Here is a 16,241-nt window from a genome sequence, read left to right on the forward strand (position 1 = left end):
CCCTGGTGGTCCCGGCGGGCGGGGGACCGCGGGTCCGGCTTCGGCCGGTCGCGTGGTTCCCCGTGCCCCGGTCGGTCGACTCACCCCCGTCCGAAAGGCACCTCTGTCCGAAAGGCACCCCGTGTCCCTTACCCGCAGACAGATCACCGCGGTCGCCCTGGCCGCCGTTCCCCTCGCCCTGGCGGCGAACGGAACCGCACGGGCGGCCGGCCGCGCCACCCGCACCCTGTACATCGCCGGTGACTCCACCGCGGCGCAGAAGTACGCCGACGCCGCCCCCGAGACCGGGTGGGGCATGGCGCTGCCGTTCTTCCTGCGCAAGGACCTCCCGGTCGCCAACCACGCGGTGAACGGGCGCAGTTCCAAGAGCTTCGTCGACGAGGGCCGGCTGGACGCGATCCTCTCGGCGATCCGGCCCGGTGACCTCCTCCTCGTCCAGTTCGCGCACAACGACGAGAAGGCGGCCGACCCCACCCGCCACACCGAGCCGTGGACCACGTACCAGGACTACCTGCGCCGGTACCTGGACGGCGCCCGTGCCCGCGGGGCCCGGCCCGTGCTCGCCACCCCGGTCGAGCGCCGCAGGTTCGACGCGGACGGCAACGCCGTGCCGACCCACGGCGACTATCCGGCGGCGATGCGCGCGCTCGCCGCGCGGGAGAGCGTGCCGCTGCTCGACGTCCAGGCCCTGTCGCTCGCGCTGTGGCAGGAACTCGGTGTCGAGGCGACCAAGACCTACTTCAACTGGACCGCGACCGAGCAGGACAACACGCACTTCAACCCGCCGGGCGCGATCGCCGTGGCGCGCCTCGTGGCGCGGGAGCTGCTGCGCACGCGGGTGCTCGCGCCGCGGGACGTCGTCCGGCTGGACGACGACATCCCCCCGTCCTGGATCACCTGGCCCGAGGCGACGGACGCCTCGGTCGCATGAGCAAGGAGAGCCGCACAGTGCGTACACAGAAATGTCATGGACGTGCCATAACAGCGCTGGTGGGCTGCACCGCCCTCGTGCTCGCCGTCACCGGCACGTCCGCCGCCCAGGCCCAGTCCCGGGACGTCGCCCGGCAGACGCTGGGCGCGGGTGACGGCTGGGCCGCCTACGGCACCGGCACCACCGGCGGCGCGGCCGCCGACGCCGCCCACGTCCACACCGTCACCACCTGGGACGCCTTCAAGGCGGCCCTCGCCGACGGCGGCACCGCACCGAAGATCATCAAGGTGAAGGGGACGATCGACGCCGACGGCCCGGACTGCGCCACCTTCGCGGCGCCCGGCTACGACTTCGACACCTACCTGAAGACCTACGACCCCGCCGTCTGGGGCCGCGCCAAGAACCTGGACGCCGAGCCCGACGACAGCCCCGAGGGCCTGCGCCGCGCCTCCGCCGCCAACCAGGACGCCTACATCAAGGCGAACATGCCCGCGAACACCACGATCATCGGCCTCGGCAAGGACGCCGGCTTCAAGGGCGCCAGCCTGCAGATCAAGGGCGTCGACAACGTCATCGTCCGCAACCTCACCTTCGAGAGCCCCCTCGACTGCTTCCCGCAGTGGGACCCGACCGACACCGCCGACGGCAACTGGAACTCCGAGTACGACAGCGCGGTGGTCTACGGCTCCACGCACGTGTGGATGGACCACAACACCTTCACCGACGGCGAGCACCCCGACAGCACCCTGCCGTACTACTACGGCCGGATCTTCGAACAGCACGACGGCGAACTCGACATCGTCAAGGGCGCCGACTACGTGACCGCCTCCTGGAACGTCTTCGCCGACCACGACAAGACGATCCTGATCGGCAACAGCGACAGCGCCGCCACGGCCGCCGTCGACCGCGGCCACCTGAAGGTCACCCTCCACCACAACCTGTTCTCGAACCTCGTCGAGCGCGCCCCCCGGGTCCGCTTCGGCCAGGTCGACTCCTACAACAACCACTTCGTCGGGGGCGACGACTACTCCTACAGCTACGGCATCGGCATGGAGTCCCAGCTCGTCGCCGAGCACAACGCCTTCACGCTGCCCGCCGGGGTCAGCGCCGCCAAGGTGCTGAAGAAGTGGAAGGAGGCGCCGGTCACCGCCGCCGACAACTACGTCAACGGCACGCTCACCGACCTGATCGCCGTCCACAACGCCGAGATCCCCGCCGAGACCCTCCAGTCCGGCGCCGGCTGGACGCCGACCCTGCGCACCAGGATCGACCCGCCGAAGGCGGTCCCGGGCATCGTCGACCACTGCGCGGGCGCCGGCCGTCTCGGCTGACCCGCCGCATCCGGCCCCGGCCCGCCCCTCCCCCCTGAGCCGCACCGCGAAGGAGCACCCGCATGCCCTCGCCCCATGTCCGTCTCCCGCTGTCCATGCCGTCCAGAAGGCGTTTCCTCGCCGCGGGCGCCGGGGCGGCCGCCGCGCTCGGTCTCGCGTCGGTCCCCGCGCGGGCCGCGGGCGGCACCCGCCCGTTCGGCCGCTACGGTGCGCCGGACCGCCGTCTGACGCCCCTGACCCTGTACGTCGACCCGTACGGCCGCGGCGACTTCACCTCCGTCCAGGCCGCGGTGACCGCCGCCACCGGCAGCGGCCGGACGCTGGTCATCGCGCCCGGCACCTACCGCGAGACCGTCGTGCTCGACGCCACCCGCACCGAGGCCACCTGGATCGGCGCCTCCGAGGACCCCCGCGACGTCGTGATCGTCTTCGACCGCGCGGGCGGCACGCCCAAGCCCGGCGGCGGCACCTACGGCACCACCGGCTCGGCCACCACGACCCTCCAGGCGGACGGCTTCACCGCCCGCTGGATCACCTTCGCCAACGACTGGCTGCGCGCCGACCACCCGGACATCACCGGCACCCAGGCGGTGGCCGTCAAGGTGCAGGGCGACCGCAGCGCTTTCTCGCACTGCCGGTTCCTCGGCCACCAGGACACCCTGTACGCCGACTCCATGGCCCTCACCGCCTTCGCCCGCCAGTACTACGCGCACTGCTACGTCGAGGGCGACGTCGACTTCGTCTTCGGCCGGGCCACCGCCGTCTACGACCACTGCCACTTCCGCACCCTGAACCGCACCGACCTGGCCGCCGCCCCGTACGGCTTCGTCTTCGCGCCCTCCACGGCGGCCGCCAACCCGCGCGGCTACCTGGTGACCCGGGGCCGTGTGAGCAGCGAGGCCCCGGACGGCTTCTACAAGCTGGCCCGCCCCTGGGTGCCCGGCTCCGACCCCACCGCCCACCCGATGCTCACCGTCCGGGACACCTTCCTCGGCGCCGGCATCGACGCGGTCGCGCCCTACACCAACATGTCGGACGCCTACCCGTGGCAGAACCAGCGGTTCGCCGAGTACCGCAACACCGGCCCCGGCGCCGAGATCACCGACCCCGCCGCCCGTCCTCAACTCACCGACGAACAAGCCGAGTCGGCGACCCGCGCGGCTTACCTCGGCGACTGGACGCCGTGGCGGGAGGGCTGCTGACGTGCGCCGCCGCACTCTGCTGGCGGCCCTGGCCGGCGTGCCGGCCTCCCTCGCCGCCGGTCCCGCCCTCGCCGCCGGTCCCGCCCTCGCCGCCGGTCCCGCCCTCGCCGCCGGTCCCGCCCTCACCGGTGACCGCCGTGTCCTGCACGTCCGCCCCGGCGACTCGCTGCAGGCGGCCGTGGACGCGGTGGACGGACCGGACCGGACGATCGTCGTGCACCCGGGGACCTATCGCGAGGTCGTCCAGGTCCCCGCCGACAAGGCCGGGCTGACGATCCGCGGCGCCACTCGCGACCCGCGCGACACGGTCGTCGTCTTCGACCGCGCCAACGGCACCAAGAAACCCGACGGCACCACCTACGGCACCGCCGGCTCCGCCACCTTCACCTCCGCGGCGGCCGGACTGACCGTCCGCGACCTCACCCTGGCCAACGACTGGCTGCGCGCCGACCACCCCGACATCACCGGCACGCAGGCCGTCGCCGCGTACGTCACCGGTGACCGCACCCACTTCGACAACGTCCGCCTGCTCGCCCACCAGGACACCCTCTTCGCCGACACGACCGCGCTCGACGCCTTCGACCGGATGTACTTCCGCCGCTGCCACATCGAGGGGGACGTCGACTTCGTCTTCGGCCGGGCGACGGCGGTGTTCGAGGAGTGCCGCTTCCACACGCTCCGGCGGGACGTGGACTTCGTCCCCAAGGGCATGGTCTTCGCCCCCTCCACCGCCCGCGCCAATCCGCACGGCTTCCTGGCCGTGCGCGGGCGGGTGACCTCCGGCGCGGAGGACGGCGCGTACAAGATCGCCCGGCCGTGGGTGCCGTCGTACGAGACCACCGCCCGGCCCTCGCTGGTCGTGCGGGACACCTGGCTGGGGCCGGGGATCGACGCCGTCGCCCCGTACACCAACATGCGCGACGCCTACCCCTGGCAGTCCATGCGCTTTCGCGAGTACGCCAACTCCGGTCCGGGCGCGGTGGTCTCCGTGCCGGAGAACCGGCCGCAGCTGACCGGCGAGGAGGCCGCCGGGCACACCCGGCGGACGTACCTCGGCGACTGGAGGCCGTATGACCGGCCATGACGCGCTGGGGCGGCGGGCGTTCGTCACCGGCACGGGCGCGGCGCTGCTCGCGGCGGGGGCCGGCGGACCGGCGCGGGCGGCCGTCACGGACGGGTCGCTGCCCGACTTCCACCCCCTGCTGACGCGGGAACTGACCTTCCCGCTCGCCTGGGGCACCTCACCGGTCCGCGACTTCCGCGCCTGGCGCCGCGCCGCCCGCGCCAAGGTCGAGGAACTGCTGATCGTCGGCCGGGACGAACACACCCCGTACGACCCGCGGTTCGCCGACCGCCGCGAGGGCGACGGGTACACCGGGGAGTCGGTCACCCTCTCCCTCACCCGCTACGAGCGCGTCCGCGCCCTCCTGCTCACCCCGCACGGCGCCGGCCCCTTCCCGGCCGTCCTGCTGCTGCACGACCACGGGGCGAAGTTCGACATCGGCAAGGAGAAACTGGTCCGGCCCTGGTACGACGACACCCGGCTCGCGTCCGCGCAGGGGTGGGCCGACAAGTACTTCAGCGGCCGGTTCGTCGGCGACGAGCTGGCCCGGCGCGGCTACGTCGTGCTCGTCGCCGACGCCCTCGGCTGGGGCGACCGCGGACCGCTCGGCTACGACCAGCAGCAGGCGCTGGCGAGCAACTTCTTCAACCTCGGCTCCTCGCTGGCCGGTCTCATGGCCCGCGAGGACGCCCGCGCCGCCGGCTTCCTCGCGAGCCTGGAGCGGGTGGACCGGCGGCGGACCGCGGCCGTCGGATTCTCCATGGGCGCCTTCCGTGCCTGGCAGACCGCCGTGCTCAGCGACGACGTCGCCGCCGCGGCCGCCGTCTGCTGGATGACCGGGCTGAAGGAGATGATGGTCCCCGGCAACAACACCCTGCGCGGGCAGTCCTCCTACTACATGCTGCACCCCGGGCTTCCCCGGTTCCTCGACTTCCCCGACGTGGCGAGCATCGCCGCACCCAGGCCGATGCTGTTCTTCGACGGCGGGCTGGACCCGCTGTTCCCCGCCGACGGCGTCCGCGCCGCCCACGACAGGCTGCGCACCGTCTGGCGTTCCCGCCACGCCGAGGAGCGGTTGCACCTGAAGACCTGGCCCGACCTCGGCCATGTCTTCGTCGACCGCATGCAGGACGAGGTCTTCGCCTGGCTGGACCGCGTCCTGTGACCGCCCGGTGATCGTCCTCTGCTCTCCCCCCACCGTCCCCGCACGACGAAAGGACCCGCACTCCATGTCCCGTCGTACCGCTCTCACCGCCCTGTCCGCCCTGGCGCTGGGCGCCTCGCTCGCCGCCCTGCCCACCCAGGCGCAGGCGGCCACCGTCGTCGTCAGCAACTCCACCGACCTGTCCAACGCCATCAAGAACGCCACCGCCGGCACGGTCATCCAGGTCCGCGGCGGCACCTACTACCCGACGGCCACCCTGCAGTCCACCGCCAACGGCACCTCCTCCGCGCCCGTCACGCTGACCGCGTACGGCTCGGAGACCGTGAAGATCGACGGGTCGTCTCTCCCCTCCGGCTCCTGGATCTTCAAGCTGACCGCCGACTACTGGAACGTCTCCAACATCACCTTCCAGAACTCCCCGGACAGCGCGGTCGTCTGCCAGTCCTGCACCGGCACCAACTGGAACAACATCAAGACCATCAACGGCGGCGACTCCGGCTTCACCCTCACCGGCGACGGCACGGTGAACAACACCGTGAAGAACCTCGACAGTTACGGCAACTACGACGCCGCCACCCACGGCCAGAACGCCGACGGGGTAGCCATCAAGTTCGGCTCCGGCACCGGCAACCTGGTCACCGGCGCCCGCCTCTACAACAACTCGGACGACGGCATCGACCTCTGGTCCTTCTCCTCGCCCGTCACCATCGAGCACACCTGGTCCTTCGGCAACGGCGTCAACCGCTGGGGCGACTCCGCCTTCCAGGGCAACGGCAACGGCTACAAGCTGGGCGGCAACGGCGTCACGGTCGCCCACGTCGTCAACAACTCCGCCGCCTGGGGCAACACCGGCAACGGCTTCACCGAGAACTCCAACACCGGCGCCATCGTCATCAACCGCACCACCGCCTACGCCAACGGCAAGTGGGGCTACTACTTCGCGACGAGCTCGGCCCGGCTCGGCAAGAACCTCGCCGTGAGCAACGGCAGCGGCCTGGTCGGCAAGGGCTCCTCGGTGGTCTCGGCCGGCAACAACTGGGACTCCGGGACCGCCACCCCGGCGTTCAGGTCGACCGACGCCTCGACGACGTACAACTCCCGCCAGTCGGACGGCTCGTTGCCCGTCACCACCTTCCTCACCACGGGCAGCACCACCATCGGCGCGACCATGAACTGATCCCGCCGCCCACCGGAAGGACGCCGTCCGGGGCGCTTGACCCGTTTTTTGCCCGTGGAAGAGTCTCGATCGGGCAACGGGTCTCGCGCCCACCGTGGTGACGCGCGTAGAAAACCTGTCATGCATAAGCCACTGCGTATCGCGGCCGTCGCCGCGGCGTGCGCCCTGACCGGCGCCGCCCTCTACGGCGCCGGCGCGGCCACCGCCGGCCAGTCCACGGCCAACTCCACGCACGAGCCCTACAACATCGGGCTCCTGGTGAAGGACATCGACACCTACTACGGCACCACGCTCGACGCGAACGGCGTCTACCAGGCGTCCGCGGACAGCCCGTACGCCGAGGACCTGGCGCGCATCGACGCGGCCGCCCGGAAGTACATCGACCAGGCCGCCCGCAAGGCCCGCCACCAGCACGAGAAGCCCGCGGTCGTCTTCGACATCGACGACACGCTGCTGCTCAGCCTCGACTACGAGAAGCGCTACAACTACACCTACAACTCCGCCTCGTGGGCCGACTACGTCAACCGGGCCGACCGCCCGGCCGTCTTCGGCAGCCCCGAGCTGGTCCAGTACGCCGAGGCCAAGGGCGTCGAGGTCTTCTACAACTCGGGTCTGAGCGAGGCCCAGCGCTCCGCCGCCGTCGAGAACCTGAAGAAGGTCGGCGCGGACGTGAACCTCGACACCGCGCACGTGTTCCTCAAGGACAAGGCCAACCCGCCGTCCTACCTGAGCGCCTGCGCCACCCCGGGCACCTGGACCTGCACGACGGTCCAGTACAAGTCCGGCACCCGCAAGCACATCGAGGACGACCTCGGGTACGAGATCATCGCCAACTTCGGCGACCAGTACTCCGACCTCGACGGCGGCTACGCCGACAGGACGTACAAGCTGCCGAACCCCACGTACTTCGTCAGCTGACGGCTCCGGCCGGTCCTCGTGGAGCGGGGCCGGTCCGCACCGGTGGACGAACCGGTGCGGACCGGCCCCGCCGTGCGTTTCCGGACGGCCCCGGCAACCTCCCGCGGCCACGGCGGCGACTGGGACGCGTAACCTCCCCCAAGGAAAGGAGCGCCCAGTGCGTCACAGCACCGGACGCCACCGCAGGACGCGCACCCTCTCGATCGCGGCGACGGTGGCCCTCGCCGCGGGAGCCGGCGGCGTCCACCTCGGCCTGTCGGGCGGCGGCGCCCAGGCCGCCACCAGGACGGTCACCGTGTCCACCACCGCCCAGTTGGAGTCGGCCGTCAGGAACGCGGCCGCCGGCACCGTCATCCAGGTGCGCGCCGGCACGTACCACCCGACGGCCACCCTCAGGTCCACGGCCGGCGGCACCGCGGCGCACCGGATCACGCTGAAGGCGTACGGCGGCGAGAAGGTGAAGATCGACGGCTCCAGGCTGCCCGACGGGTCCTGGCTCGCCGCCGTCCACGGCAGCTACTGGACCGTGCGGAACCTCACCTTCCAGAACTCCCCGGCCCAGGGCTTCGTCGTCACCTCCTCCACCGGCGGGATCTTCGACAACCTCGTCACCGCGAACAACGGCGACTCCGGGTTCACCCTGCGCGGGGACGGCACCGTGGACAACCTCGTGCGGAACCTGGACAGTCACGGCAACTACGACGTCGGCGGCCACGGTCGGAACGCCGACGGCATCGCCGTCAAGTTCGGCTCGGGCACCGGCAACAGGATCACCGGCGCCCGTCTGTTCGACAACTCCGACGACGGGCTCGACCTCTGGCAGTTCTCCTCGCCGGTCACCGTCGAGCACTCCTGGGCCTTCGGCAACGGCGGGAACCGCTGGAACGACTCCGCCTTCGAGGGCAACGGCAACGGTTTCAAGCTGGGCGGCGGGGGCGTCGCGGTCGCGCACCTCGTCAACGACGACGCGGCCTGGGACAACACCGGCAACGGCTTCACCGAGAACTCCAACACCGGCGCGATCGCGCTGAACCGCAACACCGCCTACGCCAACGCCGAGGCCGGCTTCTGGTTCGCCACGGGCAGGGCGCGGCTCGCCCGGAACCTGGCGGTGGGCGACAAGGGCGGCCCGGCGAAGCTGGGCCCGTCGACGGCGTCCGCGGCGAACAACTGGGACAGCGGGGTGGCCACCTTGTCGTTCAGGTCGACGGACGCGACGACCGCCTACGGCGCCCGGGCATCGGACGGGTCACTGCCGGCGACCGCCTTCCTGACGACCGGGTCCGCCACGATCGGCGCGACCATGGACTGACCGCCCGCGGCCGGGCGCCGACAGGCGAACGCCCCGCCGGTCGTCACCGGCGGGGCGTTCCTTCCGCCGGCCGAGGGGGGCTCAGGCCGGCAGGTCCATGCGGCACCACACTGGAAGAGACGTCCGAAACGGGCGTGTGGTTGTCCCCGATCAGTCGTATGTGATGTCGGACGACGAGAACTTGCACGTCGTCCCGTCCGCGCCGGTGCCGAGCTCGGCCGGCTCCTTGCCGGTGTTGTTGCCCTTGAAGCGGACGCAGGTCTTGATCTTCTTCCTGCTGTCGCCGTGGATGCGGATCTTCGACAGCGTGGCGGTGTCGCCGTAGTTGGAGTTGACGCCGACGATCGCCTCGCCGGGCGCGGTGACGTCGATGTCGCTGAGCACGACGGTCCGCTTGTACTGCGTCTTGCAGTTGCCGCAGGAGCGCACCAGCTTGCCGAAGTTCTCCACCTGGAAGCCGGTCACGGTCAGCTTGCCCGCGCCGTTGAACTGCAGCACCTTGTCGTCGGCGTTCTTCGCGCCGCCGCCGGTCACCTTGTAGACGGCCGAGGACGACTTGCCCTTGAAGGAGGCCGCGTCCTCGCCGACGTCCAGCCACCACACGTTCTGCAGCGTGCAGCTGCCCAGGCAGTGGACGCCGTCCGCGGCGGGGGTGCCGATGATGACGTTCTTCAGCGTGGCGCCGTCGGCGAGCTCGAAGATCGGTCCCTGGTCCTCGTCCTGGCCGGAGGTGCCGAGAGCGCCGGAACCGTAGAACTTCTTCAGCGCGCCGTCGTACGTGCCCGACACCTCGATCGTCGAGGACACGGCCTTGCTGCCGGTGGCCGTCGGCCAGGCGGTCGCGGCGCCGGCGGAGGACAGCAGCGTCGTGGTGACGATCGCCGCGCCGGTGATGCCGAACGCGGCGGCACCGCTGATCACGGCCCGCCGCCTGGTGACCCGGCGGCGGTGGCGGACGCGCTGTTCTGCTCGTGCAGTCATGCCAATCCTTGCGTGAGAGGGGGACCTTGCGCTTCCTGGTCGCCGCCCGCACGGAAAGGGTTGCCGCGTCGGGAAGATTTTTCTACGAGTCGCCCTCGCCGTCCGTGTGGGCCGCGAAACCGCCGCCCACCGTGCGCTGCCGGCCGTCGGCCGTGCCCCGGATCGTGTAGCCGTCGTCCTTGGCGTCCCGGCCGCCGCGCGCGTGGTCGTACTGCCCGGCGAACACCCACTCGCCCTTGGGGACCGTACGGCCCTCCTTGAGCACCCAGGTGTAGACGAGGAAGCCGCCCCGCTCGTCGACGGTGAGGGTGAAGTCCTGCTCCGGCAGGGACCGCCAGGCGCCCGCCGAGGACACCCCGCCGGTCTGTGCGACCTTCAACTGCACGGTGAGCGCGGTCAGTTCCCGGGTGGTCTTCAGGGTGACATCGCTCTGCGCCCAGAAGTCGTTGCTGTGCGGGTCCACCGAGCCGTCGGACCACAGCGGGCCGTCCGACTCGGTGCCGGCGGACGGCAGCGCGGAGGCGGACGCGGAGGGCCTGCCGGAGGGGGACGCGCTCGGCGTGCGGGACGGCGGTGCCCCGCTCGGCGTCGGGTCCACGGGCGGCAGCGGCGCGCGGCTCGTCGCGTCGGGCGACGGGGTCGGGGTCGGCGAGACGGCGACCGTCTGCGGCGCGGGCGTGTCGTCCTTCACGGCGGACGCCACCGCGTAGCCGCCGACCGCGAGCATGCCCGCGACCGCGGCGGTGGCGCCCACCACGCGCGCCCAGCTCCACACCGGCGGCCGGACCGCCCGGTGGCCGGTGCGGCCGTGTTCGCTCATGCCCCGCTCGACGCGGGCCAGGATGCGGGCCCGGTCCGGCTGGTGCGCCTCGGCCGCCTCGTGCAGCCGGGCGCGCAGCTCCACGTGCACGTCCTGCTGCCTCATCGGGTCCGTCCTCCGCTCTCGCCGCCGCGCACCATCGCCGCGTGCACCTTCTGTGGATCGCCCCGGGAGCCGAGCAGCTTCTGCAGTTCGGCCATGCCTTTGGACGTCTGGCTCTTCACGGTACCCACGGACACTCCCAGGGCGAGAGCGGTGTCCTTCTCCGACAGGTCGAACGCGTGCCGCAGCACCACGCACGCCCGTTTGCGGAACGGCAGCCTGCGCAGGGCCTCCTGCACGTCGACCACGCCCGCGACGTCGGGGTTCTCCGTCTTCTCCTCGCGCTGCGACCAGAACAGGGAGATCCGTCGGCGTTCGCGGACGGCGCTGCGGATGCGGGTGCGCGCCAGGTTGGCGACCACCCCGCGGGCGTAGGCCACCGGGTGGTCGGCCTCGCGGACCCGGTCCCAGCGGTGCCACAGCGCGAGCAGCGCGTCCGCCGCCAGGTCGTCGGCGGCGTCCGCCTCGCCGGTCAGCAGGTGGGCGAGACGGGCGAGTTCGGCGTAGTGCCGTTCGAAGAAGGCATGGAACTCCACCGAGGCTGCGTCGTCGACGACAGTGCCCACGGGCGACCTCTCTGCGCGTGTCCTGCGAAAGACGTGTGTGGATCCGGGGAAGGCCCGGCGGGATCCGGAAGCGTAGCAGCGGCTGATCATGGCGCTCGTACGCGCCTTCGAACAGAGTCTGACGGACCGGCTGATTCCGTAACACGGTGAAAACCTGAAACCGCCTCACCGCGGGAACAATCCAGCCAGCATCCGCATCGATCACCAGCAGGCAGGGAGCACCCGCATGTCCGAGACCCAGAAGGCGGCCGACCGGTCCGACGCCGCGCCACCCCCGGCGAACGGCCTGGACCGGTTCTTCAAGATCTCCGAACGGGGGTCCACCTTCGGCAGGGAGATACGCGGCGGCTTCGCCACGTTCTTCACCATGGCCTACATCCTTGTCCTGAATCCCATCATCCTGGGCAGCGCCAAGGACAAGTTCGGCCACTCGCTCGACACCGGCCAACTCGTCACCGCCACCGCCCTGGTGGCCTGCGTGATGACGGTGATCATGGGCGTCGGCGGCAACCTCCCGCTCGCCATCGCCGCCGGGCTCGGCCTCAACGCCGTCGTCGCCTTCCAGCTGGCCCCGCTGATGAGCTGGGACGACGCGATGGGCCTGGTGGTCCTGGAGGGCGTGCTGATCTGCGTGCTGGTGCTCACCGGCCTGCGCGAGGCCATCATGAACGCCATCCCGCAGCAGCTCAAGCAGGCCATCGGCGTCGGCATCGGCCTGTTCATCGCCTTCATCGGCTTCGTCGACGCCGGGTTCGTCAGCCGCATCCCGGACGCCGCGAACACGACCGTGCCGGTGCAGCTGGGCGCGGTCGGCCGGCTCACCGGCTGGCCGGTGCTGGTGTTCTGCGTCGGCGTGCTGCTCACCATCGCGCTGCTCGCCCGCAAGGTGAAGGGCGCGATCCTGATCAGCATCGTCACCATGACGGTCGTCGCGATCGTCATCGACGCCGTCGCCGACATCAAGAGCTGGGGCCTGACCACGCCCAAGGTTCCGGACCGGATCGTGGACGCCCCCGACTTCGGACTCGTCGGCCACTTCAGCCTGTTCGGCGGCTTCGCGGAGGCCGGCGTCCTCACCGCCGTCCTGCTGGTCTTCACCCTGGTCCTGTCGGACTTCTTCGACGCCATGGGCACCATCGTCGGCATCAGCGCCGAGGCCGGACTGCTCGACGACCGGGGTCAGGTGCCCGGGATCGGCCGCGTGCTGTTCATCGACGGCGCCGCCGCGGTCGCCGGCGGCATGGGCTCGGCCTCCTCCAACACCGCCTACATCGAGTCGGCGGCCGGGGTCGGCGAGGGCGCGCGCACCGGGCTGGCCAACCTGGTCACCGGCGGCCTGTTCGGGCTGGCGCTGTTCCTCACCCCGCTGCTGACCATCGTCCCGCTGCAGGCGGCGGCGCCCGCCCTGATCGCGGTGGGCTTCCTGATGATGACCCACGTCAAGCACATCGAGTGGGACAGGTACGAGATCGCCATCCCGGCGTTCCTCACCATCGCCGCGATGCCGTTCACGTACTCGATCACGGACGGCATCGGAGCGGGCTTCCTCGCCTACGTCGTCATCAAGTCGGTCCTCGGCAAGGCCAGGGAGGTGCACCCGCTGCTGTGGGGCGTCTCGGCGCTGTTCCTGGTGTACTTCGCGATCGACCCGGTGGAGCAGATCCTCGGCGTGAAGTGACGCCCGCCGCCCCGGCGTCCGCGAACGCCGGGGCCGGCGCGGGCCGGGCGGTGCTCACCCCGGCAGGTTCAGCACGACCTCGTCGATCTCCTCGCCGCGGGCCGGCGCGTACCCGGTCGCCCGGGCCGTCTCGCGGAAGCCGCACTTCTCCAGCACCCGCCGCGAGCCGGTGTTGTCCGCCGCCGCGCGGGCGTACAGCGGGCGCTCCGGCACCTCGGCCAGCAGTGCGCGCAGCGCCGCCGTGGCCACGCCCCGCCCCCAGTAGGCCCGGTCCACCCAGTACGTCACCTCGCGCTCGCCCGGCTCCCCGTACACCGCCGCGCTGCCCACCACGTCACCGTCGGCCAGGATGGTCCGGGTGACGGCGTCCGAGGCCCGGATCCGCCGCCACCGGTCGTCGAACGCGGCCCGGTCGGCGGGGTCCTTCGCGGTGAAGGCCGCCATGCGCAGCGCCTCCGGGTCGTTCATCTGCCGGAAGAACACCGGCAGGTCGCTGTCGTGCACCTCGCGCAGTACGACGTCCATCCCTCAAAGCCTCCGGGTCGCCAGGGTCAGCCGGTCGCGCGCGTCGAACAGCGCGTCCTTCACCATCTGTTCGTGCGCGGGGGTCAGCCGCGCCACCGGCACCGAGCAGCTGATCGCGTCCCGGGCCGGGGTGCGGTACGGGATCGCCACGCCGAAGCAGCGCAGCCCCAGCGTGTTCTCCTCGCGGTCCACCGCGAAGCCCTGCTCGCGGACCTGGTGCAGCTCCTCGATGAGCTGCTCGCGGTCCGTGATGGTGTGCTCGGTGAGGGCGGGCAGCGTCTCCGGGAGCAGCTTGCGGACCTGCTCGTCGGTGTACGTGCTCAGCAGCGCCTTGCCGAGGGAGGTGGAGTGGGCGGGCAGCCGGCGGCCGACCCGGGTGAAGGGGCGCAGGTAGTGCTGCGACTGGCGGGTGGCGAGGTAGACGACGTTGGTGCCGTCCAGGCGGGCGAGGTGGATGGTCTCCGTGGTGTCGTCCGACAGCCGGTCCAGCGTCGGCCGGGCCACCGCGACCACCTCGTCGCCGTCGATGTACGACGTGCCGACGAGCAGCGCCCGCACCCCGATCCCGTACCGCGTGCCCGTCGCGTCCGTCTCCACCCAGCCCAGCTCCACGAGCGTGCGCAGCAGCATGTACAGGCTGGACTTGGGGTAGCCGACGGCCTCCTGGACCGAGGCGAGGGAGTGCATGCCGGGGCGGCCGGCGAAGTACTCGAGCAATTCAACGGTCCGCACCGCGGACTTGACCTGCGATCCGCCGCCGCCTGTCTCGCCTGCCGCCATCGCCCTCTACCCCTTCGTCGGACGGAACTGTGAAGCTATAGTCTCCAACAGCCATTCATCATCAGAGACACCGTTCAGCATATCGAACACCCTGGTGGATGACCCAGAAACTGCGGCGATACGGCGCAGGAGATACGTGGAGGGACCGCGGTGGCAGCAGCACCAGTCTGGAGTGTCGACCCCCGTACCGGGAAGCAGCGCGAGCAGGTTGCGGTGGAGGCCACAGCCCAGGAGGTGGACGCCGCCGTCCGCGCCGCGCACGCCGCCCGCGGGGCCCTCGCCGACCGCGCCGTGCGCTCCGCCTTCCTGCGCACCGCCGCCGAGCAGCTGGAGGCGGCCAAGGACGGGCTCGTGGAGACCGCCGACGCCGAGAGCGCGCTCGGCCCGGTCCGGCTCACCGGCGAACTCGCCCGCACCTGCTACCAGCTGAGGGCCTTCGCGGACATCGTCGACGAGGGCGCCTTCCTCGACGTGATCATCAACCACCCCGACGACACCGCCACCCCGCCGATCCCCGACCTGCGCCGCTACAAGGTGCCGCTCGGCGTCGTCGCGGTCTACTCCGCGTCCAACTTCCCCTTCGCCTTCTCCGTCGCCGGCGGCGACACCGCGAGCGCCCTCGCGGCCGGCTGCCCGGTCGTCGTCAAGGCCCACCCGGACCACCCCGCCCTGTCCGAGCTGGTCGCCAAGGTGCTGCGCCGGGCGGCCGCCGCGCACGGCATCCCGGACGGGGTGCTCGGCCTGGTGCACGGCTTCGAGGCGGGCGTCGAGCTGGTCAAGCACCCGCTGGTGGCCGCCGCGGGCTTCACCGGCTCCGTCCGGGGCGGCCGGGCGCTGTTCGACGCGGCGGCGGCGCGGCCGGTGCCGATCCCGTTCCACGGCGAGCTGGGCTCGCTGAACCCGGTCGTCGTCACCGAGGCCGCCGCGGCCGAGCGGGCGGAGGCCATCGGCGCGGGCCTCGCCGGGTCGATGACACTCGGCGTCGGGCAGTTCTGCGTCAAGCCGGGTCTGGTGCTGGCGCCGTCCGGCGCGGCGGGCGACCGATTCCTGAAGTCGCTCACCGACGCCGTGAGCGACACCGACGCCGGTGTCCTCCTCGACCACCGGATGCGGGACAACTTCCTCGCCGGCATCGCCGAGCGCAGCGCGCTGCCCGAGGTGGAGTCCCCGGTGACGCCCGGCGCGGGCAGCGAGCACACCGTGAGCGCGGGCTTCCTGGTGGTGTCGGCGGACAAGCTGGCCGAGGAGGGCGCCTACGACGTGCTCCTGGAGGAGTGCTTCGGACCGGTCACCGTGGTGGCCCGCTACGAGGACGAGGCCGACGTGCGCGAGGTGCTGTCGCGGCTGCCCGGCAACCTCACCGCCACCGTCCACCTGTCCGCCGAGGAGGCCGCGGGCGAGGGACGCGGCGCGGAGATCCTGGCGGAGCTGACGCCGATCGCGGGCCGGGTGCTGGTCAACGGGTGGCCGACCGGAGTCGCGGTCGCCCCGGCCCAGCACCACGGCGGCCCCTACCCGGCGACGACCTCCACGTCGACGTCCGTGGGTGGCACGGCCATCGAGCGGTGGATGCGGCCGGTGGCCTACCAGGGCGCTCCCGAGGCGCTGCTGCCGCCGGAGCTGCGGGACGACAACCCGCTGGGCCTGCCCCGCCGCTTCAACGGCCGCCTCGAGCACTGAGCACCCCCGC

15 protein-coding genes are annotated in these 16,241 nt (G+C 71.8%); 10 read left to right on the forward strand and 5 right to left on the reverse strand.

What is annotated here, in order from left to right:
* Nucleotides 1-121: 121 nt before the first annotated feature.
* The 8 genes from ACH4ZX_RS22175 to ACH4ZX_RS22210 all read left to right on the forward strand — a co-directional run bounded on the left by ACH4ZX_RS22175 (nucleotide 122) and on the right by ACH4ZX_RS22210 (nucleotide 9,099).
* On the forward strand, nucleotides 122-931 hold the full coding sequence (locus ACH4ZX_RS22175; protein ID WP_398275285.1) for a rhamnogalacturonan acetylesterase: 810 nt from the start codon (nucleotides 122-124) through the stop codon (nucleotides 929-931).
* The gene (locus ACH4ZX_RS22180) at nucleotides 928-2,262 is read left to right on the forward strand and encodes a polysaccharide lyase family 1 protein (protein WP_398275288.1); all 1,335 of its coding nucleotides are present in this window, start codon (nucleotides 928-930) and stop codon (nucleotides 2,260-2,262) included. The genes ACH4ZX_RS22175 and ACH4ZX_RS22180 overlap by 4 nt, the downstream gene beginning before the upstream one ends.
* A 62-nt stretch (nucleotides 2,263-2,324) precedes the next feature.
* The gene (locus tag ACH4ZX_RS22185; protein WP_398275291.1) at nucleotides 2,325-3,464 is read left to right on the forward strand and encodes a pectinesterase family protein; all 1,140 of its coding nucleotides are present in this window, start codon (nucleotides 2,325-2,327) and stop codon (nucleotides 3,462-3,464) included.
* Nucleotide 3,465: 1 nt separating this feature from the next.
* Nucleotides 3,466-4,548 (forward strand): pectinesterase family protein, encoded by a 1,083-nt coding sequence (locus ACH4ZX_RS22190; protein ID WP_398275294.1) that lies wholly within the window; start codon nucleotides 3,466-3,468, stop codon nucleotides 4,546-4,548.
* Entirely contained in the window at nucleotides 4,535-5,692 is a 1,158-nt protein-coding gene (locus ACH4ZX_RS22195; protein WP_398275297.1) for a dienelactone hydrolase family protein, read from the forward strand. The genes ACH4ZX_RS22190 and ACH4ZX_RS22195 overlap by 14 nt, the downstream gene beginning before the upstream one ends.
* A gap of 64 nt (nucleotides 5,693-5,756) precedes the next feature.
* Nucleotides 5,757-6,869: a chondroitinase-B domain-containing protein gene (locus ACH4ZX_RS22200; protein WP_398275300.1), complete on the forward strand. Its 1,113-nt coding sequence runs from the start codon at nucleotides 5,757-5,759 to the stop codon at nucleotides 6,867-6,869.
* A 120-nt stretch (nucleotides 6,870-6,989) separates the two neighbouring features.
* Nucleotides 6,990-7,787: an HAD family acid phosphatase gene (locus ACH4ZX_RS22205; protein WP_398275303.1), complete on the forward strand. Its 798-nt coding sequence runs from the start codon at nucleotides 6,990-6,992 to the stop codon at nucleotides 7,785-7,787.
* A gap of 157 nt (nucleotides 7,788-7,944) precedes the next feature.
* A complete protein-coding gene (locus ACH4ZX_RS22210) occupies nucleotides 7,945-9,099 on the forward strand; it encodes a right-handed parallel beta-helix repeat-containing protein (RefSeq protein WP_398275306.1) in 1,155 nt (384 codons plus the stop codon).
* A 150-nt stretch (nucleotides 9,100-9,249) separates the two neighbouring features.
* Here ACH4ZX_RS22210 and ACH4ZX_RS22215 read toward each other — a convergent pair whose 3' ends face one another.
* The 3 genes from ACH4ZX_RS22215 to ACH4ZX_RS22225 form a co-directional block, all read right to left on the reverse strand.
* Nucleotides 9,250-10,080: a pectate lyase gene (locus ACH4ZX_RS22215; protein ID WP_398275309.1), complete on the reverse strand. Its 831-nt coding sequence runs from the start codon at nucleotides 10,078-10,080 to the stop codon at nucleotides 9,250-9,252.
* A gap of 82 nt (nucleotides 10,081-10,162) precedes the next feature.
* Nucleotides 10,163-11,005, reverse strand: coding sequence for a hypothetical protein (locus ACH4ZX_RS22220; RefSeq protein ID WP_398275312.1), 843 nt, complete (start codon nucleotides 11,003-11,005; stop codon nucleotides 10,163-10,165).
* Nucleotides 11,002-11,568 carry a SigE family RNA polymerase sigma factor gene (locus ACH4ZX_RS22225; protein WP_360753005.1) on the reverse strand — a complete coding sequence of 189 codons (567 nt, stop codon included), beginning with the start codon at nucleotides 11,566-11,568 and terminating at the stop codon, nucleotides 11,002-11,004. The genes ACH4ZX_RS22220 and ACH4ZX_RS22225 overlap by 4 nt, the downstream gene beginning before the upstream one ends.
* 226 nt (nucleotides 11,569-11,794) lie before the next feature.
* On the opposite strand from ACH4ZX_RS22225, the gene ACH4ZX_RS22230 reads away from it, so the two are divergent.
* Nucleotides 11,795-13,246, forward strand: coding sequence for an NCS2 family permease (locus ACH4ZX_RS22230; protein WP_398275315.1), 1,452 nt, complete (start codon nucleotides 11,795-11,797; stop codon nucleotides 13,244-13,246).
* Between the two features lie 54 nt (nucleotides 13,247-13,300).
* Here the strand turns inward: ACH4ZX_RS22230 and ACH4ZX_RS22235 are convergent, their stop codons facing one another.
* Nucleotides 13,301-13,771, reverse strand: coding sequence for a GNAT family N-acetyltransferase (locus ACH4ZX_RS22235; protein WP_398275318.1), 471 nt, complete (start codon nucleotides 13,769-13,771; stop codon nucleotides 13,301-13,303).
* A gap of 3 nt (nucleotides 13,772-13,774) precedes the next feature.
* On the reverse strand, nucleotides 13,775-14,551 hold the full coding sequence (locus tag ACH4ZX_RS22240; protein WP_398275321.1) for an IclR family transcriptional regulator: 777 nt from the start codon (nucleotides 14,549-14,551) through the stop codon (nucleotides 13,775-13,777).
* Nucleotides 14,552-14,701: 150 nt separating this feature from the next.
* Between ACH4ZX_RS22240 and ACH4ZX_RS22245 the strand changes: the two genes are divergently transcribed.
* Nucleotides 14,702-16,231, forward strand: coding sequence for an aldehyde dehydrogenase (NADP(+)) (locus ACH4ZX_RS22245; RefSeq protein WP_398275324.1), 1,530 nt, complete (start codon nucleotides 14,702-14,704; stop codon nucleotides 16,229-16,231).
* The last annotated feature ends 10 nt before the right edge of the window (nucleotides 16,232-16,241 follow it).

The sequence above is a fragment of the Streptomyces sp. NPDC020490 genome (assembly GCF_044335305.1).
GTDB lineage: Bacteria > Actinomycetota > Actinomycetes > Streptomycetales > Streptomycetaceae > Streptomyces.

Bases quoted from the DNA above. Each gene is read 5' to 3' on its own strand.
- ACH4ZX_RS22180 (WP_398275288.1), top strand. From the start codon at position 928: ATGAGCAAGGAGAGCCGCACAGTGCGTACACAGAAATGTCATGGACGT.
- ACH4ZX_RS22185 (WP_398275291.1), top strand. From the start codon at position 2,325: ATGCCCTCGCCCCATGTCCGTCTCCCGCTGTCCATGCCGTCCAGAAGG.
- ACH4ZX_RS22195 (WP_398275297.1), top strand. From the start codon at position 4,535: ATGACCGGCCATGACGCGCTGGGGCGGCGGGCGTTCGTCACCGGCACG.
- ACH4ZX_RS22200 (WP_398275300.1), top strand. From the start codon at position 5,757: ATGTCCCGTCGTACCGCTCTCACCGCCCTGTCCGCCCTGGCGCTGGGC.
- ACH4ZX_RS22205 (WP_398275303.1), top strand. From the start codon at position 6,990: ATGCATAAGCCACTGCGTATCGCGGCCGTCGCCGCGGCGTGCGCCCTG.
- ACH4ZX_RS22215 (WP_398275309.1), bottom strand. From the start codon at position 10,080: ATGACTGCACGAGCAGAACAGCGCGTCCGCCACCGCCGCCGGGTCACC.
- ACH4ZX_RS22220 (WP_398275312.1), bottom strand. From the start codon at position 11,005: ATGAGGCAGCAGGACGTGCACGTGGAGCTGCGCGCCCGGCTGCACGAG.
- ACH4ZX_RS22230 (WP_398275315.1), top strand. From the start codon at position 11,795: ATGTCCGAGACCCAGAAGGCGGCCGACCGGTCCGACGCCGCGCCACCC.
- ACH4ZX_RS22235 (WP_398275318.1), bottom strand. From the start codon at position 13,771: ATGGACGTCGTACTGCGCGAGGTGCACGACAGCGACCTGCCGGTGTTC.
- ACH4ZX_RS22240 (WP_398275321.1), bottom strand. From the start codon at position 14,551: ATGGCGGCAGGCGAGACAGGCGGCGGCGGATCGCAGGTCAAGTCCGCG.